We start from the raw sequence: 19607 nt of genomic DNA, 5'->3' as shown, positions 1-19607 counted from the left end.
ATAATTCGATTACCCTGATGACTGAAACAAACCTAGAAAAACATACGCCAATGATGCGCCAGTACCTTAATTTAAAGGCGCAACACCCTGATATTCTGCTGTTCTATCGTATGGGCGATTTCTATGAGTTGTTTTATGAGGATGCAAAACGCGCATCTGAACTAATGGATATTTCGCTAACCAAACGTGGGCAATCTGCTGGTACACCGATTCCCATGGCCGGTATTCCTTATCACGCGGCCGAGAACTACCTTTCACGACTAGTACAACTAGGCGAGTCAGTCGCGATTTGTGAACAGATTGGCGACCCAGCTACCAGCAAGGGCCCGGTCGAACGAAAAGTAGTTAGAATCATCACCCCTGGTACAGTAAGTGACGAAGCGCTACTAGAGGAAAAACAAGACAACCTATTAGTTAGTGTAGTGAATCAACAGGACCAAATAGGTCTTGCTTATCTGGATATTGCCAGTGGTCGCTTCGTTATCAATCAGCTTAATGGCGAGGATCAGCTGCAAGCCGAACTACAGAGACTAAACCCAGCCGAGTTGCTCTACCCCGATGATTTTGAATATTACCCAAGTTTGCAAAGCTACAAAGGCTTGCGCCGACGCGGTGAGTGGGAATTTGATTTAGCCACAGCAGAAAAAGTGCTAAACCAGCAATTTGGTACTCGTCATCTAGATGGTTTTGGCGTGAGTGAATATCCCCTCGCCCTGTCGGCTGCGGGCTGCTTGTTGCAATATGTACAAGATACCCAGCGCACCGCATTGCCACATATCAATGCAATTATTATTGAAAGCCAAAGCCAGTTTATTCAGTTAGATGCTGCTAGTCGTAAGAACTTAGAACTTACTCGAAACTTAGCCGGCACTTATGACAATACTCTCAGCGCCATTTTAGATCGCAGCGCCACTGCCATGGGTAGCCGTTTGCTCAACCGCTGGATCCATCAACCGTTGAGCAATCAGCAAGAAGTTGTCGCTCGTCAAGATTGCATTGCCGAGATATTAAGTGCTGACCTCTATCCGCAACTTCAAAGCATTCTTAAATCCATAGGCGACATTGAACGTATTTTGGCGCGTTTAGCATTGCGCTCTGCTCGTCCTCGGGATCTTGCTCGCTTACGCAATGCTTTTGACCAACTGCCCGAGCTGCAAAGTTATTTACTTAACTGCCAAGCGTTAGCCCCTTTAGCTAAAAACATCGGTGAGTTCCCAGTTACCCTCACACTGCTACAAAATGCAATTATTGATAATCCTCCAGTACTCATTCGAGATGGTGGGGTTATTGCGCCAGGCTACAATCAAGAACTGGATGAGTGGCGTAACTTAAGTGACGGGGCTACTCAATTTTTAAGTGATATAGAGCAACGTGAGCGCGAACAAACTGGCATCGCTAATCTAAAAATTGGCTATAACAAAGTGCATGGTTTTTATATTGAAGTTAGTCGAGCCCATGCAGAACAAGTTCCTGAGCACTATATTCGCCGTCAAACTTTAAAGAACATGGAGCGCTACATCATCCCCGAGCTTAAAGAGCACGAAGAAAAAGTGCTTTCTAGTCAAGGTAAAGCGCTAGCCCTTGAAAAACAGTTGTACGAACAACTACTCGACCTGTTAATGCCAGAACTAAACAAAATGCAACAAAGTGCTCAAACCATTGCTCAACTAGATGTTCTAGCTTGTTTGGCAGAAAGAGCCGAAAGCCTAAACTACTCTCGCCCAAGCTTTGTGAAAAACTCAGGTATTAGTATCCAAGGCGGCCGTCATCCGGTTGTAGAGCATGTAAATGAAACACCATTTATTGCCAACCCTGTTCAGCTAAACAAACAGCGCCAGCTATTAATAGTTACAGGCCCTAACATGGGCGGTAAATCGACCTATATGCGCCAAACAGCACTTATCTGTTTGATGGCTTACATGGGAAGTTATGTTCCGGCTGATAGCGCAGAGCTTGGACCAATAGATAAGATTTTCACTCGTATTGGTGCGTCTGATGATCTAGCAAGTGGTCGTTCTACCTTTATGGTCGAGATGACTGAAACTGCAAATATATTGCATAACGCCACTGCCAATAGCCTAGTACTGATGGATGAAATTGGCCGAGGAACAAGCACTTATGATGGTATGTCATTAGCTTGGGCTGTCGCGCAGGCATTAGCTAAACTTAAATCACAAACTCTTTTTGCTACTCACTATTTTGAGTTAACTCAGCTTCCAGAATTGTTGGAAGGGGTAGCTAATGTGCATTTAGACGCGGTTGAACATCAGGATACCATCGCATTTATGCATCAAGTACAAGATGGCGCGGCGAGTAAAAGCTATGGCTTGCAAGTAGCTGCTCTTGCTGGCATTCCAAAAGCAGTTATTAACCAAGCGAAACGAAAGCTCAAACAACTTGAGGCGATTGAGCCCGCGGGCTCAAATGCAGTAAATGGAGATTTAGCTGCTCAGTTGAACATGGACTTAGGCGAACCAGAACCTCACCCAGTTGTTGAGCAACTTAAACAGCTCGACCCCAACGAACTAACTCCTAAAGCAGCTTTAGATTTATTGTATAAACTAAAACAGCAAAGCCATTAAACTACATGTTCATTCAACAACTAAAAAAGGAAGCCTAAGCTTCCTTTTTATTATCTAATATTTCTTTATCTACACTTTAAAAAGCGAATCTATAGATAAATTTTGTAGAGAAAGTATGTCACGTAAGCGACGTAGCGCTTCAACCTGAATTTGTCTAACACGCTCGCGTGTTAAGCCTATCTCACGGCCCACATCTTCCAGAGTAGATGCTTCATAACCTAGTAAACCAAAGCGACGTGCTAATACTTCGCGTTGTTTGCTATTTAGCTCACCTAACCAACCAACGATACTATTTTTCATATCGTCGTCTTGGGTGCGGTGTTCAGGCCCGTGGTCATTCTCATCTGAAATGATATCAAGCAAGGCTTTGTCATTATCCCCACCGATAGGCGTATCAACTGAGCTGATGCGTTCGTTTAGACGTAACATCTTAGTGACATCTTCAACCGGACGATCTAGCGTTTCAGCAATTTCCTCGGCGGTTGGTTCGTGATCTAAACGATGCGCTAATTCACGTGCTGTACGTAAATATACATTTAGCTCTTTCACCACATGAATCGGTAATCGAATAGTTCGAGTTTGATTCATGATTGCTCGTTCGATGGTTTGACGAATCCACCATGTAGCATAGGTAGAGAATCGGAAGCCACGCTCGGGGTCAAATTTTTCCACTGCTCGAATCAAACCAAGGTTCCCTTCCTCGATTAAATCTAGCAGTGCTAAACCACGATTATTATAGCGGCGAGCAATTTTTACTACCAAGCGAAGATTACTTTCAATCATTCTTTTACGCGCGGCTTCGTCACCTCTAAGGGCGCGGCGGGCATATAGGACTTCTTCTTCGGCGGTAAGTAATGGAGAGAAACCAATTTCGCCAAGATAGAGCTGAGTAGCATCTAAACTCTTGGAAACATCGGCTTGCATGATGTCATCTTTATCAGATTTTTTATCAACAGTTTGATTCTTTGAATTTTCTGTTGAAACGCTTTTAAGTTTTACAGCAGTTTTTACTTGGGTCATAGCATAACCTCCCTGAACAAGACCTGATTGCTGTTATTGTTATATGCAATCTAGGCTAGAGTGCCGGTAGATACTTAGCTGGATCTACTGACTTTCCTTTGAAACGGATCTCAAAATGTAATCGCGTATCTGTTGTTCCTGTATCGCCCATATCGGCGATATGTTGCCCTACTACTACTTGCTGTTTTTCTTTGACACGTAAACGACTGTTATGAGCGTAAGCACTTAAATAATCATCATTGTGTTTTATTATTATTAGTTTTCCGTAACCCCGTAATGCACTACCTGCATACACCACTCGACCCGGTGCTGAAGCTACGATTTTTTGGCCTTGCTTACCGCGAATATCTAGGCCTTTATTACCATTCTCTTTGTTAGAGAAACCCTTGATAATCTTGCCTTTTGTTGGCCAAACCCAGCCTTTGACGGGACCGGTTTGAGCCTTCACGGTAACTTTCGGCGAGTTTTTAGCGTATGCCTTTGTTGACGTTGATTCAAGTTCTTTTGACGATTTATTAACATCTTTAACTTGCGGCTTCACAGTTTTATGCTTATTGGTTTTAGCTTTACTGGTTTTAACACTGCTAGCTTTCAGATTTATAGTTTGACCAACATATATTGTGTATGGAGGCGGAATATTATTTCTTTTTGCTAATTGTTCGGGGTCGATCCCAGCCCGCCAAGCAATCGAGTACAGTGTTTCGCCCTTTTTTACTTTATAACTGGAGCTATTTAGGACACCTCGAGTCTCTTCGTTATAAGTTCCAGCATTAGTAACTGGCGCGGGGCCACCTTCTCGACTACACCCTTGTAGCAAGCAAACGAGAAACACTAAGCCAAAATAACGCCAGTAATTCATAGTGTTAACGAAGCAATAGGTACGCTACCACAGCTAAAGCCACAACTGCCCAACCTAAAATCTCTACATATTTACGCAGTTGGGCTTCCATTTTTTCGCCGCCCCACATCATCAAGCCGGCCACCAAGTAGAAACGCATACCGCGCCCAACTAGAGATATAAGTAAAAAAGGAATAAATGCCATATTCAGAATACCGGCAGTTAAGGTGAAGACCTTGTATGGAACTGGGGTGAAGCTAGCCACAAAAATTACTAATACCCCCCATTTTTCAAACCATTCAAAGGCTACATCCATTTTATGCTGGTAGCCCACCGATTTTATTAGCGGCTCCACAAGAGGCTCGTAGAAAAACTGACCTAAGGCATAACCCAAAGCCGCCCCTAATACTGAAAAAATAGTCGCCAACATAGCAAAGCGTAATGCTTTATTAGGGCGAGAAAGCGCCATAGGCGCCAGCATGACATCGACAGGAATAGGCCAAAAGATAGATTCTATAAAACTCATCCCTGAAAGATAACGTACAGCATGGCGGTGCTCAGACCACGTCATCACTCTATCGTATAAGGCACTAAAAATTTTCACGCTAATTCACCATTAATTAAAGGAACAAAACGAACGGGTTCAAGATTACGTTGGGTAAAACCTTGGGTTTGTTTTTCTACTAAGATAAGCGACTGTTGCTGCTGTTGCTCACCTACTGGAATAATCATTTGGCCACCTACACTCAATTGCTCAACTAACGCTTGAGGAATAGCTGCTGCAGCGGCAGTTACAATAATTGCGTCGAATGGCCCTTTGCTTGCCCAACCTTGCCAACCATCGCCATGTTTTGTTGCAACATTATGTAAATCGAGCATTTTTAAACGGCGTTTAGCTTGAAACTGCAAGGTTTTAATCCGTTCAACTGAGTAAACTTGGTCGACTAAAGAAGCTAAAACCGCAGTTTGATAACCCGAACCTGTGCCAATTTCGAGCACTTTTTTCGGCTGAGTTTGCAGCAATATTTCAGTCATTTTGGCCACAATATAAGGTTGAGATAAGGTCTGCCCTTGACCAATTGGCAGAGCAGTATTATCCCAAGCCTGATGTGCAAGCGCTTCATCAATGAAATATTGTCGGGGTAGTTTAGCGATAGCGTTCAAAACGGCTTGGTTTTGTATACCGTGCTGACGTAGTTGATTCACCAATTTCACACTATTTGGGCTTTCGCCAAATTGCATTACCTTGCCTCCCAATCCTTGATCCATGTGTCTAGTTTGCCAATAAAGCTGTGGGCTGTCATATCTATTGTTAAAGGTGTTATTGATACATAGCCCTGAGCAACTGCGTGAAAGTCGGTGCCTTCTCCTGCATCTTGCTTTTCTCCAGGTGGACCAAGCCAATAAATGTCGTGGCCACGTGGATCTTGTTGTTTAACCATCACTTCTGCACGATGCCGGCTGCCAGCCCGAGTTACCTTTACGCCCTTAATCTGCTCCATTGGCAAATCAGGAACGTTCACATTAAGAATTTGATTACTCGGTAAGGCATGCTCGCGCAGTTGCTTAATCAACTTTAAAGTTACTTCTGCAGCGGTTTGATAGTGCTTCCCTTCACTGCCTACTAACGATACAGCAATTGCAGGTAAACCCAAGTTTCTTCCTTCCATTGCTGCAGCAACGGTACCAGAATATAGTACGTCATCACCAAGGTTGGCACCTGCGTTAATACCCGCCACCACGAGTTCTGGTAGCTCATCCACTAACTCGTTAATCGCTAGATGCACGCAGTCTGTGGGCGTCCCCTTAACAGAGATAGTTTGTTCATCTAAGTGCACAATGCGTAAGGGGTTTTCTAGAGTTAAAGAGTTGCTGGCACCGCTACAATTTCGGTCTGGGGCAACCGTTAACACCGGCGCTAGTTGCTTTAAACACTGTGCTAAACACTGAATGCCAGGTGCATGAATACCATCATCATTACTCACTAATATGGTCATGACCTTCACCTTGGCAATTTACAATTTCGCGCAATATGCTTGTTGCGTAGTTTCCTGCACTTAGGTAGAAGCTCAGTACTAAGTCATTACCATCAAGCTTCGCGCTAAACTGTTGTGGTTTAAGTGCCAGAGCCCTGCGTTCCATCTTCAAACCTGCTTCACTTAAGCCTGTAATAATTTGAGGGTAGAGACTCAGCACGCTTTGCTCGAAACGCAAAGCATCCTCTACGCAAGCTAACTCCCCCTTCCCCACCATAGGCGCAGAAAGCTCAATTTCACCTTGCTGGAAACGCTCAACAATATCTGCATCAACTTGTTCAGCGACAAAGTAAGCATTGCTGCTAGCAAATTTCATCACATCACCAGTTAGTAGCTCTGAAAAATGGTGCTGCGCGATTCGTTCACTCACTGCTCGATTGAACACTAAGCTACGCGCGGCTGAGAGGTAAATACTGCGTTTATCGCGGTTTTTAATGCGCTTACCGGCAAACATGGCTAAAGCACTGTCTATATTGCTGGCGCCTCGTCCAAAACGCTGCGCTCCGAAGTAATTTGGCACTCCCGCTTTTGCAACTAACTCTGTGCGGATTACCGCATCTTTCGCATCTGATACATCACGCAAACGGATCTTAAAATTGTTTCCAGACAAGGCCCCGCGTTTTAGCTTTCGGTTATGCCGCTCAACGGCAACAACTTTTACCCCCTCACCCAAGAGCTCGGGTAACTCAACATTAGGCTTTCCGGGCAACTGAATACTAAACCATTGAGTCGTTACTGCGTGACGATCCTTTAAACCCGCGTAGCTAATCACTTTAGGGCTTACTTGGCAGGCTTCGGCCAGCATTTTTACCACCCATGAAGTATTTTCACCGGTTTTTTCCACCTTCACCATCATGTGTTCGCCATCGCCACTAAACTCAAAGGGCAATACTTCATCCACACAAAAATCAGCGGCTTGTTGCTTTAAGATACCGCTGCTTTGTGGTTTACCATGGAGATAATTGAGCTGGTTAATTTGCTCTAGATAATCACTCACTTAGTTTTTCTCCAGCAATACAACGGCGTGACTAGAAATACCTTCTTTACGCCCTTCAAAACCAAGTTTTTCTGTTGTTGTGGCTTTTACATTAATTTGGCTTATATCGGCCTGCAAGTCTTCTGCAATATTTAGCCGCATGGCTTCTATGTGCGGCGCCATCTTAGGTGCTTGGGCCACAATGGTTAAATCAAGATTTGCCAGTTTAAAGCCGCGCTCAAATATCTGCGCGACCACTTGGCGTAATAAAATTCGCGAGTCGATGCCGGCATATGCCTGATCATTGTCGGGGAAATGGTGACCGATATCGCCCAAGGCTAGTGCACCTAACAAAGCGTCACATAAAGCGTGAAGAGCAACATCGCCATCAGAGTGAGCAACAAATCCTTGCTCGTAAGGAATGGCGACACCAGCAACCATTAATGGGCCTTCACCACCAAACTTGTGAACGTCAAAACCGTGGCCAATGCGAATACTCAATTATATTTCCTCTTCATTCTGTTGCTGGCTGATAAACCATTTTGCTAAGGCCAAATCTTCTGGGCAAGTCACTTTAATGTTATCGCTACGCCCTGTCACTAAACTCACCGGGCAGTTCGCCCACTCCATAGCAGACGCTTCATCGGTAATCGCTGTGCCAGTTAACAAGGCATTTTGTATATTGTCTTTAAGCTGCTTAACCTTAAACATTTGTGGGGTTAATGCATGCCAAAGCTGTTCTCTAGATACCGTTTGGGCAATTTTGCCATCGGCACCGCGTTTCATCGTATCGCGAACTTGAGTGGCTAAAATACCACCACATTGCTGTTGCTCTACGGCGCTAATTAATTTGCTAATGTCACTTTGGGTAATACAAGGTCTGGCCGCATCATGGACTAAAATCCATTCATCTTGCTTAGCCGCCTTGAGCCCAGCTAACACAGAGTCAGCCCGCTCATCACCACCAACCACCGTATTAATGCGTCCGTCTTTGGCTAAGGGTAATTGGTTAAACCAAGTGTCGTTGGGGTGCAATACAATGATTAAGTTTTTAATTGCAGGGTGGGATAAAAAGACCTTGGCGGTAGTTTCTAAAATGGTCTGCTCACCTAAACGTAAATACTGTTTAGGAAGCGAGGCTTGCATACGACTACCAATACCTGCGGCAGGTAACAGCGCAGTATATTGCTTGCATTCAGATTTCATGAAATGTTGATACTCGGAGCCACTTATTGTTCTATTTCGGAGGACGGAATTATGCGATAAAAAGTTTCACCCTGCTTAATCATGCCAAGTTCATTACGCGCATGCTCTTCTACCGCGTCTAAACCACTGCGTAGATCAGCAATTTCGGCAACTAACACCGAGTTTCTCTGCGCTAATTCTTGATTTGCTAAGTCATGCTTGGTGACCTCTTCACGCAGCGCGAAGTAGTCATTAAGCGAGTTTTTGCCAAACCACAGTTGATACTGCAACAGCAAAACAATCAATATCAGTAAAATCTTAAACGAACGCATGGTTCCTCCCTAACAGAGATAATCCCATAAAGCCGTTTGTTACTCCATAAGCAGCGTGTTATTTATCTAAATCCTAGGCAAAAAAAATCCCCGCTAGTGCGAGGATTTTTAAAGCTATCGGCTTAATTCAAAAGAATTACTGGCCTTTAACTTCTTTAAGACCGTTGTAAGGTGCTTTTGAACCTAGAGCTTCTTCGATACGTAGAAGTTGGTTGTACTTAGCAACACGGTCAGAACGGCTTAGTGAACCAGTTTTGATTTGGCCAGCAGCAGTACCAACAGCTAGGTCAGCGATAGTTGCATCTTCAGTCTCGCCTGAACGGTGAGAGATAACAGCAGTGAAGCCAGCGTCTTTAGCCATTTTAATTGCAGCCAAAGTTTCAGTTAAAGAACCGATTTGGTTGAATTTAATTAGGATAGAGTTAGCGATGCCGTTGTCGATACCACGCTTAAGGATCTTAGTGTTAGTTACGAACAAATCGTCACCAACTAATTGGATTTTGTCACCTAGAAGTTTAGTTTGGTGAGCAAAACCGTCCCAATCAGACTCGTCTAAGCCGTCTTCGATAGAAACGATTGGGTACTGTTCAGTAAGATCTTTAAGGAAGAAGTTGAACTCTTCTGAAGTGAATTTCTTACCTTCGCCTTTAAGGTCGTAGATGTTAGCTTCTTTGTCGTAGAATTCAGAAGCAGCACAATCCATAGCTAAAGTGATGTCTTTACCTAGCTCGTAACCCGCGCCAGCAACAGCTTCTTTAATTGCAGCAAGTGCAGCTTCATTTGACTCTAGGTTTGGAGCGAAACCACCTTCGTCACCAACAGCAGTTGAGTGACCACCAGCTTTAAGAACTTTAGCTAGGCTGTGGAATACTTCAGCGCCCATACGTAGGCCTTCGCGGAAGTTAGCAGCGCCAACTGGCTGAATCATAAATTCTTGGATGTCTACGCTGTTATCTGCGTGCTCACCACCGTTGATGATGTTCATCATTGGAAGAGGCATAGAGTAAACACCTGAAGTACCGTTTAGGTCAGCGATGTGAGCGTATAGTGGTACTTTCTTAGAAGCAGCAGCAGCTTTAGCAGCAGCTAGAGATACAGCTAGGATAGCGTTAGCACCAAAGTTAGCTTTGTTGTCAGTGCCGTCTAGGTCGATCATGATTTGGTCAAGCTCAGCTTGAGCCAATGCGTCTTTACCAGCAAGTGCTTCTGCGATTGGGCCGTTTACAGCTTCAACTGCTTTTAATACACCTTTGCCTAAGTAACGAGCTTTATCGCCGTCACGTAATTCTAGGGCTTCACGTGAACCAGTTGATGCGCCAGATGGAGCAGCAGCCATACCGATAGAACCGTCAGCTAGGTGTACTTCAGCTTCTACAGTTGGGTTACCGCGTGAATCCATGATTTCGCGACCAAGTACTTTTACGATATTAGACATTACTAATTTCCTCTATATAAATGAACTTCTAACTCTCTAAAAAACATTACTCGCTAATTGAGTCTAGCGAGCTTTATTAAATTCACCAGCTGCCTTTACAAAACCTGCAAACAACGGATGTCCATCGCGAGGCGTAGACGTGAATTCAGGGTGGAATTGTGCTGCCACAAACCAAGGGTGAGCTGGGTTTTCAATGATTTCTACTAACTTCTTATCCGAAGAAAGACCGGTTACCTGTAAGCCTTTCGCGGTAATTTTTGGCAATAAAGTATTGTTAACTTCATAACGATGGCGATGGCGCTCATAAATCTCTACGCTGCCATATAACTCTGCCACCTTAGACCCTTTGGTTAGATGACAAAGCTGCGAGCCAAGACGCATTGTGCCGCCTAGGTCAGAATCTACATCACGAGTTTCTACTTTACCGTCTTCATCAATCCACTCGGTAATTAAACCAACTACAGGGTGTTTTGATTTAGGGTCAAACTCACTTGAGTGGGCACCTTTTAGGCCAGCTACGTTACGTGCGTATTCAATTAACGCTACTTGCATGCCTAAACAAATACCCAAGTAAGGAACATTGTTCTCACGAGCATATTGTGCGGCTAAAATCTTGCCTTCTACGCCACGCTCACCAAAGCCGCCTGGTACTAAAATCGCATCTAAGTCTTTTAGTACATCGGTGCCTTTTACTTCAAGGTCTTGAGAATCTACATATTGAATCTTCACACTTAAACGGTTTTTAAGTCCGCCGTGTTTTAGCGCTTCATTAACTGATTTATAAGCATCAGGTAATTCAACATACTTACCCACCATACCAATAACAATCTCATTGGTTGGGTTAGCTTCTTCGTATATAACTTGTTCCCATTCGCTCAAATCAGCTTCTTCGCACTCTATACCGAAACGTTCGGTCACTAGAGCGTCTAAGCCTTGAGACTTAAGCAATGCTGGAATTTTGTAGATGCTATCAACATCTTTTAAGGAGATTACCGCGCGATCAGGTACGTTAGTGAACAAGGCGATCTTAGCGCGCTCGTTAGCAGGAATTGCACGGTCGCTACGACAAATAAGAATATCAGGCTGAATACCAATTGAGCGCAACTCTTTAACCGAGTGCTGAGTAGGCTTAGTTTTTACTTCGCCTGCGGCACCCAAATATGGAACTAAGGTAAGGTGCATGTACATGGCGCGTTCGCGGCCAATCTCGGTACCTAATTGACGAATAGCTTCTAAGAAAGGTTGCGATTCGATGTCACCCACGGTGCCACCAATTTCAACAATGGCTACATCTACACCTTCGCCGCCCGCCACAACACGCTCTTTAATTGCGTTAGTGATATGAGGGATCACCTGGATAGTTGCGCCTAAGTAATCACCACGACGTTCTTTAGCCAGTACATCAGAATAAACACGACCCGTAGTGAAGTTATTGCGCTTAGTCATTTTGTTACGAATGAAACGCTCGTAGTGACCCAAATCTAAGTCAGTTTCAGCGCCATCTTCGGTTACAAATACTTCGCCGTGTTGGATCGGGCTCATTGTGCCGGGATCAACGTTAATGTACGGGTCAAGCTTCATAATGGTCACTTTAAGACCGCGAGCTTCGAGGATCGCAGCTAATGATGCAGCGGCAATACCTTTACCCAAGGAGGATACTACGCCTCCAGTGACGAAAATGTACTTTGTTGTCATGTCTAACCTGAGAAGTTGGATGTGTTAAGGGCGTATCTGCGATACTTGGACGGGGGCATAGTATAGCAAAGCCTCTTTAACACCACAATCAATGTCACTCTATCAAGACTAAGATTTAGTGGTTTTGTTGTAAATCAATTTTTGTAATTTTCTTTCACTTTATCCCACAGCGCATCCATCTCTGAAAGGCTCATACTTTCTAAGTTTTTCCCCGAATCCCTTGCCAGCGCTTCAACGCCTTGGAATCTCCGGGTAAACTTTTGGTTAGCAGAACGTAGTAAGTCTTCTGCATCAAAATCACAAGCTCGGGCTAAATTTACGCAAGAAAACAACAAATCACCGATTTCTTCAGCAATATCTTGCTGATTCTTCTCGGCAATGGCTTGCTTAACTTCCACTAACTCTTCTTCTACCTTATCGATAACAGGGGCTACATCTGGCCAATCAAAACCCACATTTGCACAACGCTTTTGTAATTTTTGCGCTCGGCTTAAAGCCGGAAGCGCCAAGGGAACATCGTCTAAAACACTCACGCTGCTAGATTGCGCTTTACTGGCGCGCTCTTTGGCTTTTTCAGCTTCCCAATTAGCTTTAATGGCCGCTTCATTTTTAAAAGCTTGTTCAGTGAAAACATGGGGATGACGGCGAATAAGCTTTTCACAAATACCATCCACCACATCGGCAAAATCAAAATCGCCTTGCTCTTTAGCAAACTGTGCGTAAAACACCACCTGAAATAGCACATCACCTAACTCAAGCTTCACTTCTGAAAAGTCTGCTTGCTCTAAAGCTTGGTTAATTGCATCTGCCAGCTCGTAGGTTTCCTCTATGGTATAAGGAACTATACTTTGCCAATCTTGCTTTTGGTCCCAAGGGCAGCCCGTTTCTGGGTCGCGCAGCTGCGTCATAATGCTTAACAGCGTCTCTATGCTATAAGGGCGTTGTGACATTGAAATGAAAATTCCTGACTAGTTAGCGTAAACGGCGCGCTTCGATAATATGGTTAAGCTGATTTATTTTGGCTAATACCCGCGATAAGGTTTCCAAATTATAAATCTCTATTTCCATATCAATGGTAGCGGTTTGGCTTTTTACATCTGAGTGGCTTTGCATACCCATCACATTCACTTTGTCGTTAGCCAACACAGTGGTGACATCACGTAATAAACCGCTTCTATCATTGGCAATAATGCGAATAGTTAAACTATAACTGCTGGCAGTATTATCGCCCCATACCGCATCAATCACTCGCTCTGGCGTACGACTCACTAACTCAGCAAGCTGTTCACAGTCGTGACTATGAATAGAAATACCACGCCCTTGGGTAATAAAGCCTTTAATACTGTCACCCGGTATAGGCTGACAACATTTAGCGATATGAGTCATCAGGTTGCCAACGCCATCTACCACGATGGAATCTTTAGCCCGCTTTTTCTTTTGACCGTGATGCTCTGCCTTTTTGGCAATTGTTTCTAATGCTTGGCGATCTTCTTCTTCTGCGGTTGGCTTATTGAGCGTGGCCTGCAAATGATGAATCAATTGGCTCAGCTTTACATCGCCCGCGCCAACAGCGGCCAGCAGATCATCGAGGTTTTTAACATTGAAACGCTCTACACACAGCTCTGCATCACTAAGTTTAAAACCATGCTTATGTAGCTCTGCTTCAAGCAGCTCTTTACCGGCAACTTGGTTTTTGTCTTTGTCTTGTTTTTTAAACCAGGTCGCTATTTTATTGCGCGCTCGCGAGGACTTCACATAGCCCAAATTGGGATTGAGCCAATCGCGGCTGGGGCTAGATTCTTTTTGAGTAATAATTTCTACTTGTTCACCAGTGTGTAACTGGTATGTAAAGGGCACAATTCTGCCACCAATTTTGGCACCGATACAGCGGTGCCCCACTTGACTATGCACATAGTAGGCAAAGTCTAAAGGCGTAGAGCCTGCGGGCAAATCAATCACTTCACCGCTTGGGGTGAATACATATACCCGGTCGTCAAATACTTGGGAGCGCAGCTCCTCAAGCATTGCTCCATTTTCGGCAATATCGTCTTGCCATGCTAATAACTTACGCAACCACGCAATTTTATCTTCGAAGTCATTGCGACCGCCGCTGCCACCCTCTTTATACTTCCAGTGAGCGGCCACGCCAAGCTCAGACTCTTCATGCATTTGCTTGGTTCTGATTTGAACCTCTATCGACTTGCCTTCTGGTCCAATTACCACGGTGTGAATAGATTGATAACCGTTCGGTTTTGGATTGGCAACATAGTCGTCAAATTCACTAGGGATATGGTGCCAAGAGGTATGTACTATGCCTAATATGGCGTAACAATCTTGCAGTTTTTCGGCCACAATCCTAATTGCACGCACGTCAAACAACTTATCGAAAGATAAGTCCTTTTTCTGCATTTTTCGCCAAATGCTGTAAATATGTTTTGGACGACCATAAACTTGCGCGTCAATGCCTGCAGCTTCAATATCCTGCTGCAACTTAGCCACAAAGTCATCTATATACTGGGTTCTTGCGAGGCGTTTCTCATCTAGCTGCTTAGCAATTTGTTTGTAGGTGACCGGATGCAAGTAGCGAAAGGTAAAATCTTCTAACTCCCACTTTAATTGGCCTATCCCCAAACGGTTCGCTAGCGGAGCATAAATGTCCTGGCTTTCTTTGGCCGCTAATACGCGGATCTCTTCTTCTTCATTTTTTACTTCTCGTAAGAAGCAAATACGCTCGGCCAGCTTGATCACAATAGCGCGAACATCCCCCACCATGGCCAGCAGCATCCGTCGCACATTATCTATTTGCCCAGATGATAGGCTTTTGTTTTGACCGGTTCTTAGCGCCTTCATCGCGTCCATTTGCGCCGCATCGTGACGCAACTTGATCACTTCATCACTAAATTGTGGGCTAAGTTTTTCTTCTGCTAGTAAACCAGCATCAACAAACGGAAATAACAACGCAGCTTCTAGGGTAGGCAAATCCATGTTAAGGGTAACTAAGATTTCCACCATCTCCTTACCCTTGGTTAAACAACGATGGACTTGGTCTTTATCTGCTTCTAAAGCACGAAAGTAGTTGCTGGCGGCAAACAAGTGCTGTTGATCTTCTACCGCAATATCAAGGCTAGCAACCCACTGATTCTCATCAAATAAAAGTTGTTCATTTAGATGTGTTTCTCGTACCGAAACCATACAACAAAAATTCCTATATCAATGCTACCAACACAGGTTGCTCATCAACCATTAACGTTCAAATAAAGCCATTGTTTCTACATGTTCAGTGTGTGCGAACATGTCTACTAACGCCAACTTACTTAAGCGATAACCCGCCTGTTTAAGCACTTTGGCATCTCTGGCTAAGGTAGCAGGATTACATGAGACATATACTACGGTGCTTGGACTAAGCTTGGCAACCTGTGAAATGGCTAGTTTTGCTCCTGCTCGAGCAGGGTCGAGTAATACTTTATTAACCTTGGTTTTCTGCCAAGCTTTAGCGGTTTCAACTTGCTCTAAATCGCCGCTAAATGCACTAACGTTGCTTAAACCATTTGCCTCAGCATTAGCTAACACTTGCTTAGTCATTGCTGCAACACCTTCAACCGCAATCACTTGCTGCGCTTTTTGCGCCAGAGCCAAGCTAAAATTACCAATGCCGGCATACAAATCCAGTATTTGGTCCGTTACACAAGGCTGTAACCACTCTAAAGCCTGAGAAACCAGAGCTTGATTCATGGCTTCATTCACTTGAATGAAGTCACCGGGTGTGAAGGCTAAGCGCAAATCCTGTTCAGCCAAATCATAGTAAGCCTGCTCCCCCATCAAATAGCTCGATTGCTCATCGGTAGCGATGACTAGTGCGATGGAATGTTTCTGAGCAAAGCTGCGTAATTGCGCTGCAATTTTATCGGAAGGCTGGTTACGAACACGAACCCGGCAAACAATTTGCGGCTGGCAGTCAATAAGCTCGATATGACCTAAATTGATAGACTTTGGCCATATTTTTATTAATTGCTGAAGAGGCACCAGCAGTGCCGACAGTTGCGGTTTAAGCACAATGCACTCTGATATAGCCACAATGTCTTTACTGGACTTTTTACGAAAACCAAGCTGCCAACCACGCTGCTTATCAAACCAAGTGCTCAAACGTGTAGCGCGTCGGTAATGCCAATCATCTCCACTTAATATTTCAAACTCAGGTAAGTCTTGATAACCAGACTGGCGGCTGATGAGCTCAGCTACCGCTTTTAGTTTGTAATCTCGCTGAGCCTGGGCCGACAAATACTGGGCACTACACCCGCCACACTGTTGGTAGAACTGACAAGTTGGCTCGATGCGCCGGGGCGCATCATTTAACCGTTTAAGTAACTTAGCTGGACCCGATTTAGCACTAGGCAATACATCAATCCGCTCTCCAGGCAACACCCCGTCAACAAAGTAGGTTTTGCCTTGGTGTTTTACCACTCCGTTTAAATGGTGATCAAGCGCTAGAACCTGAGCGTCTCTAATTGCCTTTATCGAAGTTGATTTTGCTTTTGCTTTAAAAAATTGGGCCATAGAAGAGACTTATTTACTCGGTGAATACAAAAAAGGACGGGCTTATGTCATCATAAGCGATTGGAACCATGTCATTTTCCCATAAGAAACGTTTATGACCAAGTATGGCTTACGCGCCCGCGTATATATTCTCACTATTATACCTACACTTTTTGTCGGTATCTTGTTGGCGAGCTACTTCACCTTTAACCGAAATCAGCAATTGGATAACTTTGTTATCGAGCAAGGTGTTAATGTTATTGAGCCTCTCGCCATCGCCAGTGAAGTTGGTCTAAGCCGTTATAATCGGGAAAAAGTAAAATCGCTGATTAGCGTTACTCATCGAAAAATGTCACCGTTAATTAAAAGTATTGCGGTGTACGATAAACACAATCAACTTTTTGTAACCAGTAACTACCACCGCAATATTCGCTTGCTACAAAGTGACCCTGAGCTACCACTGCCGCAATCAACTCAGGTAGAAATTTACCCCAATCGGATTATTTTGCGTGCGCCCATCTGGGCGGAAGCAGAAGGAAGTTTTGCCGCCTTTAGTAATGGAAAACCAGAGCTGCTAGGTTACATCTCTATGCAGTACAACAAAGACCGCGCCTTGCTGCTGCAGTTTAGAGATACCACGGTAGCGCTGTTTATTGTGTTATTTGGCGTACTCATTAGTGTGCTCTTCGCCTTCCAATTAAGTAAACAAGTGACCCAACCCATTACCAACATGGTGAACATTGTTGACCGGATCCGCCAAGGTCGCTTAGATGCCCGTGTTGATGGCAGCTATACCGGCGAGCTGGGGTTGCTGAAACACGGTATTAACTCTATGGCTAAATCGCTAGCCGAATATCATGAGGAAATGCACCAAAGCATTGATCAAGCCACGAGTGATTTGCGTGAAACCCTTGAACAGATTGAAATTCAAAATATTGAGTTAGATATCGCCAAAAAAGAGGCGCAACAAGGCGCTAAGGCGAAATCGGAATTCTTAGCCAACATGAGCCACGAGTTAAGAACTCCGTTAAATGGTGTCATTGGTTTTGCTCGTCAACTGCTTAAAACTCAGCTAAACAGTAATCAAGCCGACTATCTGCTTACCATTGAAAAGTCAGCCAACAATCTACTTGCCATCATTAATGACATTCTTGACTTCTCTAAATTGGAAGCAGGAAAACTCAAGCTCGAGCGCATTGATTTTAACTTCCGCGATACCATCAACGACGTAGTAACACTGCTAGCACCAAGTGCTCAAGATAAAAACTTAGAACTTAACTTATTAATAGAACCTAGTGTGCCAGAAGGTTTGCGTGGCGACCCTCTGCGTTTACAACAAGTTTTCACTAACCTACTAGGCAATGCCATTAAGTTTACCCATCAGGGTGAAATTACCGTTGCGATTAGTTTAATCAAGCAACAAGGCCAGCAAGTAGTACTTAATGCTGCGGTGAAAGATACTGGCATTGGCATTTCTAAAGAGCAACAATCGCAATTGTTCCAGGCCTTTAAACAAGCAGATACCAGTATTAACCGCGAGTACGGCGGCACCGGTTTAGGCTTAGTCATTACTCAAAAACTGGTTCAACATATGGGTGGCGATATCAAACTAAGCTCCGAGCCAGAAAAAGGCGCAGTGTTTAGTTTCGATATTCACTTAGAACAGGCCAACATGGTACTGGGAGCTCCGCTGCCACTAACCGCGTTAAGTCAGCTATCGGTGTTGCTATATGAACCACACCAAGTCAGCCAGTCTGTAATTAGCGGTTTAGCCCAACAGTGGCAATTGCCACTGTTGGGCTAAACCGCAACTGACGATGCTCAGTGGCAAAGCGCGATTAAAGACTTCTCGGGCACGGTAATCATTGGCCATAGTGACTGGCAAACACTCGAGCCCTTACAAAAGAAAATAGCCGAAGCACTACAACGTAGTTTGGAAGTAATTGTATTAATCAACTCCAGCGATCCAGATATTCACCAACGGGTTATTGAAGCAGGTGCTAAACACTGCATGAGTAAGCCAATTAACCATCGCAAACTGGCGCAAGCATTAGTTGATGAGAAGATTGCTGTAAATGATGTTGTTACGCCAATGGCAAAAGTTTCCCGCTCGAAACTGGTGTTAAAGGTGCTAGCGGTAGATGACAACGCAGCAAACTTAAAACTTATATCAGCAATGCTGCATGAACTGGTTACCCAAGTTGATACCTGTACTAATGGCTTAGAAGCCATCACTAAAGCTGAAGAAGAAAGTTACGATCTCATCTTAATGGATATTCAAATGCCGATTTTGGATGGCATTAGCGCTACCCAAAAAATTCGTCAGAACAGTAAAAATGAACAAACCCCAATTATCGCAGTAACTGCGCATGCTCTAGCGGGCGAAAAAGAACAGTTGTTGGGGCAAGGCGTCGATGATTACCTAGCAAAACCCATAGATGAATCGTCACTAGAGAAGCTTATCCACCGCTGGCAACCCAATGCTAAGTTGCTTAGCCGAGAAGACTTTGCTGCCACCTTGGATCAACCTAAAACTATTGAGTTTGAAAATGCTAGCCTGTCTTGGCAACTAGCCATGCAACGCGCTAACAACAACCAAGCCTTAGCCATAGATATGTTTGTTATGTTGCAAGACAGCTTTGTAGAGATAGAAGAAGCAATTGAGCAGATACTGAATCAGCAAATTAATGCAGATGAGTTTGTGCTACTAGTTCATCGCTTCCGCGGAGGTTGTGCATATAGTGGTTGTAAGCGCTTAGAGTCACTTACAACCACCATTGAAGATAGCCTACGTCAGCACGGTGATGTTGCTCAAGTTGAGCCAGAATTGCTGGAACTAAGTGATGAAATAGAAAAGGTCAAACAGGCTGCCAAGCAGTTAAATCAGCAGCTAAGCTAAGCTTCCAAGGTATTTTGCGCAAAATAAAAGCCGCTATTATGCGGCTTTTTTCTTTGGCAATTATTGTAAGCAGGCC

At 44.2% G+C, this 19607-nt stretch carries 17 protein-coding genes; 3 read left to right on the top strand and 14 right to left on the bottom strand.

Going from position 1 to position 19607, the window contains the following annotated elements; genetic code table 11:
• Nucleotides 1-17 precede the first annotated feature (17 nt).
• A complete protein-coding gene (gene mutS / locus OAG1_RS06590) occupies nt 18-2582 on the top strand; it encodes a DNA mismatch repair protein MutS (RefSeq protein ID WP_338625069.1) in 2565 nt (854 codons plus the stop codon).
• Between the two features lie 69 nt (nt 2583-2651).
• Here mutS and rpoS read toward each other — a convergent pair whose 3' ends face one another.
• From rpoS to rlmD, 14 genes are all read right to left on the bottom strand, one after another.
• A complete protein-coding gene (gene rpoS / locus OAG1_RS06585) occupies nt 2652-3602 on the bottom strand; it encodes an RNA polymerase sigma factor RpoS (protein WP_016402833.1) in 951 nt (316 codons plus the stop codon).
• A 55-nt stretch (nt 3603-3657) separates the two neighbouring features.
• Nucleotides 3658-4461 (bottom strand): peptidoglycan DD-metalloendopeptidase family protein, encoded by an 804-nt coding sequence (locus OAG1_RS06580; protein ID WP_338625066.1) that lies wholly within the window; start codon nt 4459-4461, stop codon nt 3658-3660.
• 4 nt (nt 4462-4465) lie between these two features.
• Entirely contained in the window at nt 4466-5044 is a 579-nt protein-coding gene (locus OAG1_RS06575; protein ID WP_249483221.1) for a YqaA family protein, read from the bottom strand.
• Nucleotides 5041-5682 (bottom strand): protein-L-isoaspartate(D-aspartate) O-methyltransferase, encoded by a 642-nt coding sequence (locus OAG1_RS06570; protein ID WP_040307426.1) that lies wholly within the window; start codon nt 5680-5682, stop codon nt 5041-5043. Before OAG1_RS06570 ends, OAG1_RS06575 begins: the two co-directional genes overlap by 4 nt.
• Nucleotides 5682-6437: a 5'/3'-nucleotidase SurE gene (surE, locus tag OAG1_RS06565; RefSeq protein WP_016402837.1), complete on the bottom strand. Its 756-nt coding sequence runs from the start codon at nt 6435-6437 to the stop codon at nt 5682-5684. The genes OAG1_RS06570 and surE overlap by 1 nt, the downstream gene beginning before the upstream one ends.
• Entirely contained in the window at nt 6418-7473 is a 1056-nt protein-coding gene (locus OAG1_RS06560) for a tRNA pseudouridine(13) synthase TruD (protein ID WP_338625060.1), read from the bottom strand. The genes surE and OAG1_RS06560 overlap by 20 nt, the downstream gene beginning before the upstream one ends.
• Nucleotides 7474-7947 (bottom strand): 2-C-methyl-D-erythritol 2,4-cyclodiphosphate synthase, encoded by a 474-nt coding sequence (gene ispF / locus OAG1_RS06555; RefSeq protein WP_338626418.1) that lies wholly within the window; start codon nt 7945-7947, stop codon nt 7474-7476. It abuts the gene before it with no gap.
• Nucleotides 7948-7953: 6 nt separating this feature from the next.
• Nucleotides 7954-8658 (bottom strand): 2-C-methyl-D-erythritol 4-phosphate cytidylyltransferase, encoded by a 705-nt coding sequence (ispD, locus tag OAG1_RS06550; RefSeq protein WP_338625058.1) that lies wholly within the window; start codon nt 8656-8658, stop codon nt 7954-7956.
• A 23-nt stretch (nt 8659-8681) separates the two neighbouring features.
• Nucleotides 8682-8969, bottom strand: coding sequence for a cell division protein FtsB (gene ftsB / locus OAG1_RS06545; protein WP_016402841.1), 288 nt, complete (start codon nt 8967-8969; stop codon nt 8682-8684).
• Between the two features lie 136 nt (nt 8970-9105).
• On the bottom strand, nt 9106-10404 hold the full coding sequence (eno, locus tag OAG1_RS06540) for a phosphopyruvate hydratase (protein WP_016402842.1): 1299 nt from the start codon (nt 10402-10404) through the stop codon (nt 9106-9108).
• Between the two features lie 63 nt (nt 10405-10467).
• The gene (locus OAG1_RS06535) at nt 10468-12099 is read right to left on the bottom strand and encodes a CTP synthase (protein ID WP_040307427.1); all 1632 of its coding nucleotides are present in this window, start codon (nt 12097-12099) and stop codon (nt 10468-10470) included.
• Nucleotides 12100-12233: 134 nt separating this feature from the next.
• Nucleotides 12234-13049 (bottom strand): nucleoside triphosphate pyrophosphohydrolase, encoded by an 816-nt coding sequence (gene mazG / locus OAG1_RS06530; protein WP_338625053.1) that lies wholly within the window; start codon nt 13047-13049, stop codon nt 12234-12236.
• A 22-nt stretch (nt 13050-13071) separates the two neighbouring features.
• Complete coding sequence (relA, locus tag OAG1_RS06525; RefSeq protein WP_338625051.1) at nt 13072-15291, bottom strand: GTP diphosphokinase; 2220 nt, start codon at nt 15289-15291, stop codon at nt 13072-13074.
• 51 nt (nt 15292-15342) lie between these two features.
• Nucleotides 15343-16653, bottom strand: coding sequence for a 23S rRNA (uracil(1939)-C(5))-methyltransferase RlmD (gene rlmD / locus OAG1_RS06520; protein ID WP_338625049.1), 1311 nt, complete (start codon nt 16651-16653; stop codon nt 15343-15345).
• Between the two features lie 94 nt (nt 16654-16747).
• On the opposite strand from rlmD, the gene OAG1_RS06515 reads away from it, so the two are divergent.
• A complete protein-coding gene (locus tag OAG1_RS06515; RefSeq protein WP_338625047.1) occupies nt 16748-18436 on the top strand; it encodes an ATP-binding protein in 1689 nt (562 codons plus the stop codon).
• A gap of 129 nt (nt 18437-18565) precedes the next feature.
• On the top strand, nt 18566-19531 hold the full coding sequence (locus OAG1_RS06510; protein WP_338625046.1) for a response regulator: 966 nt from the start codon (nt 18566-18568) through the stop codon (nt 19529-19531).
• The last annotated feature ends 76 nt before the right edge of the window (nt 19532-19607 follow it).

The organism is Agarivorans sp. OAG1 (assembly GCF_037076485.1).
GTDB lineage: Bacteria > Pseudomonadota > Gammaproteobacteria > Enterobacterales > Celerinatantimonadaceae > Agarivorans > Agarivorans albus.
Note: the sequence above shows the minus strand (reverse complement) of the source record. Positions and strands in the feature narration are given on the sequence as shown.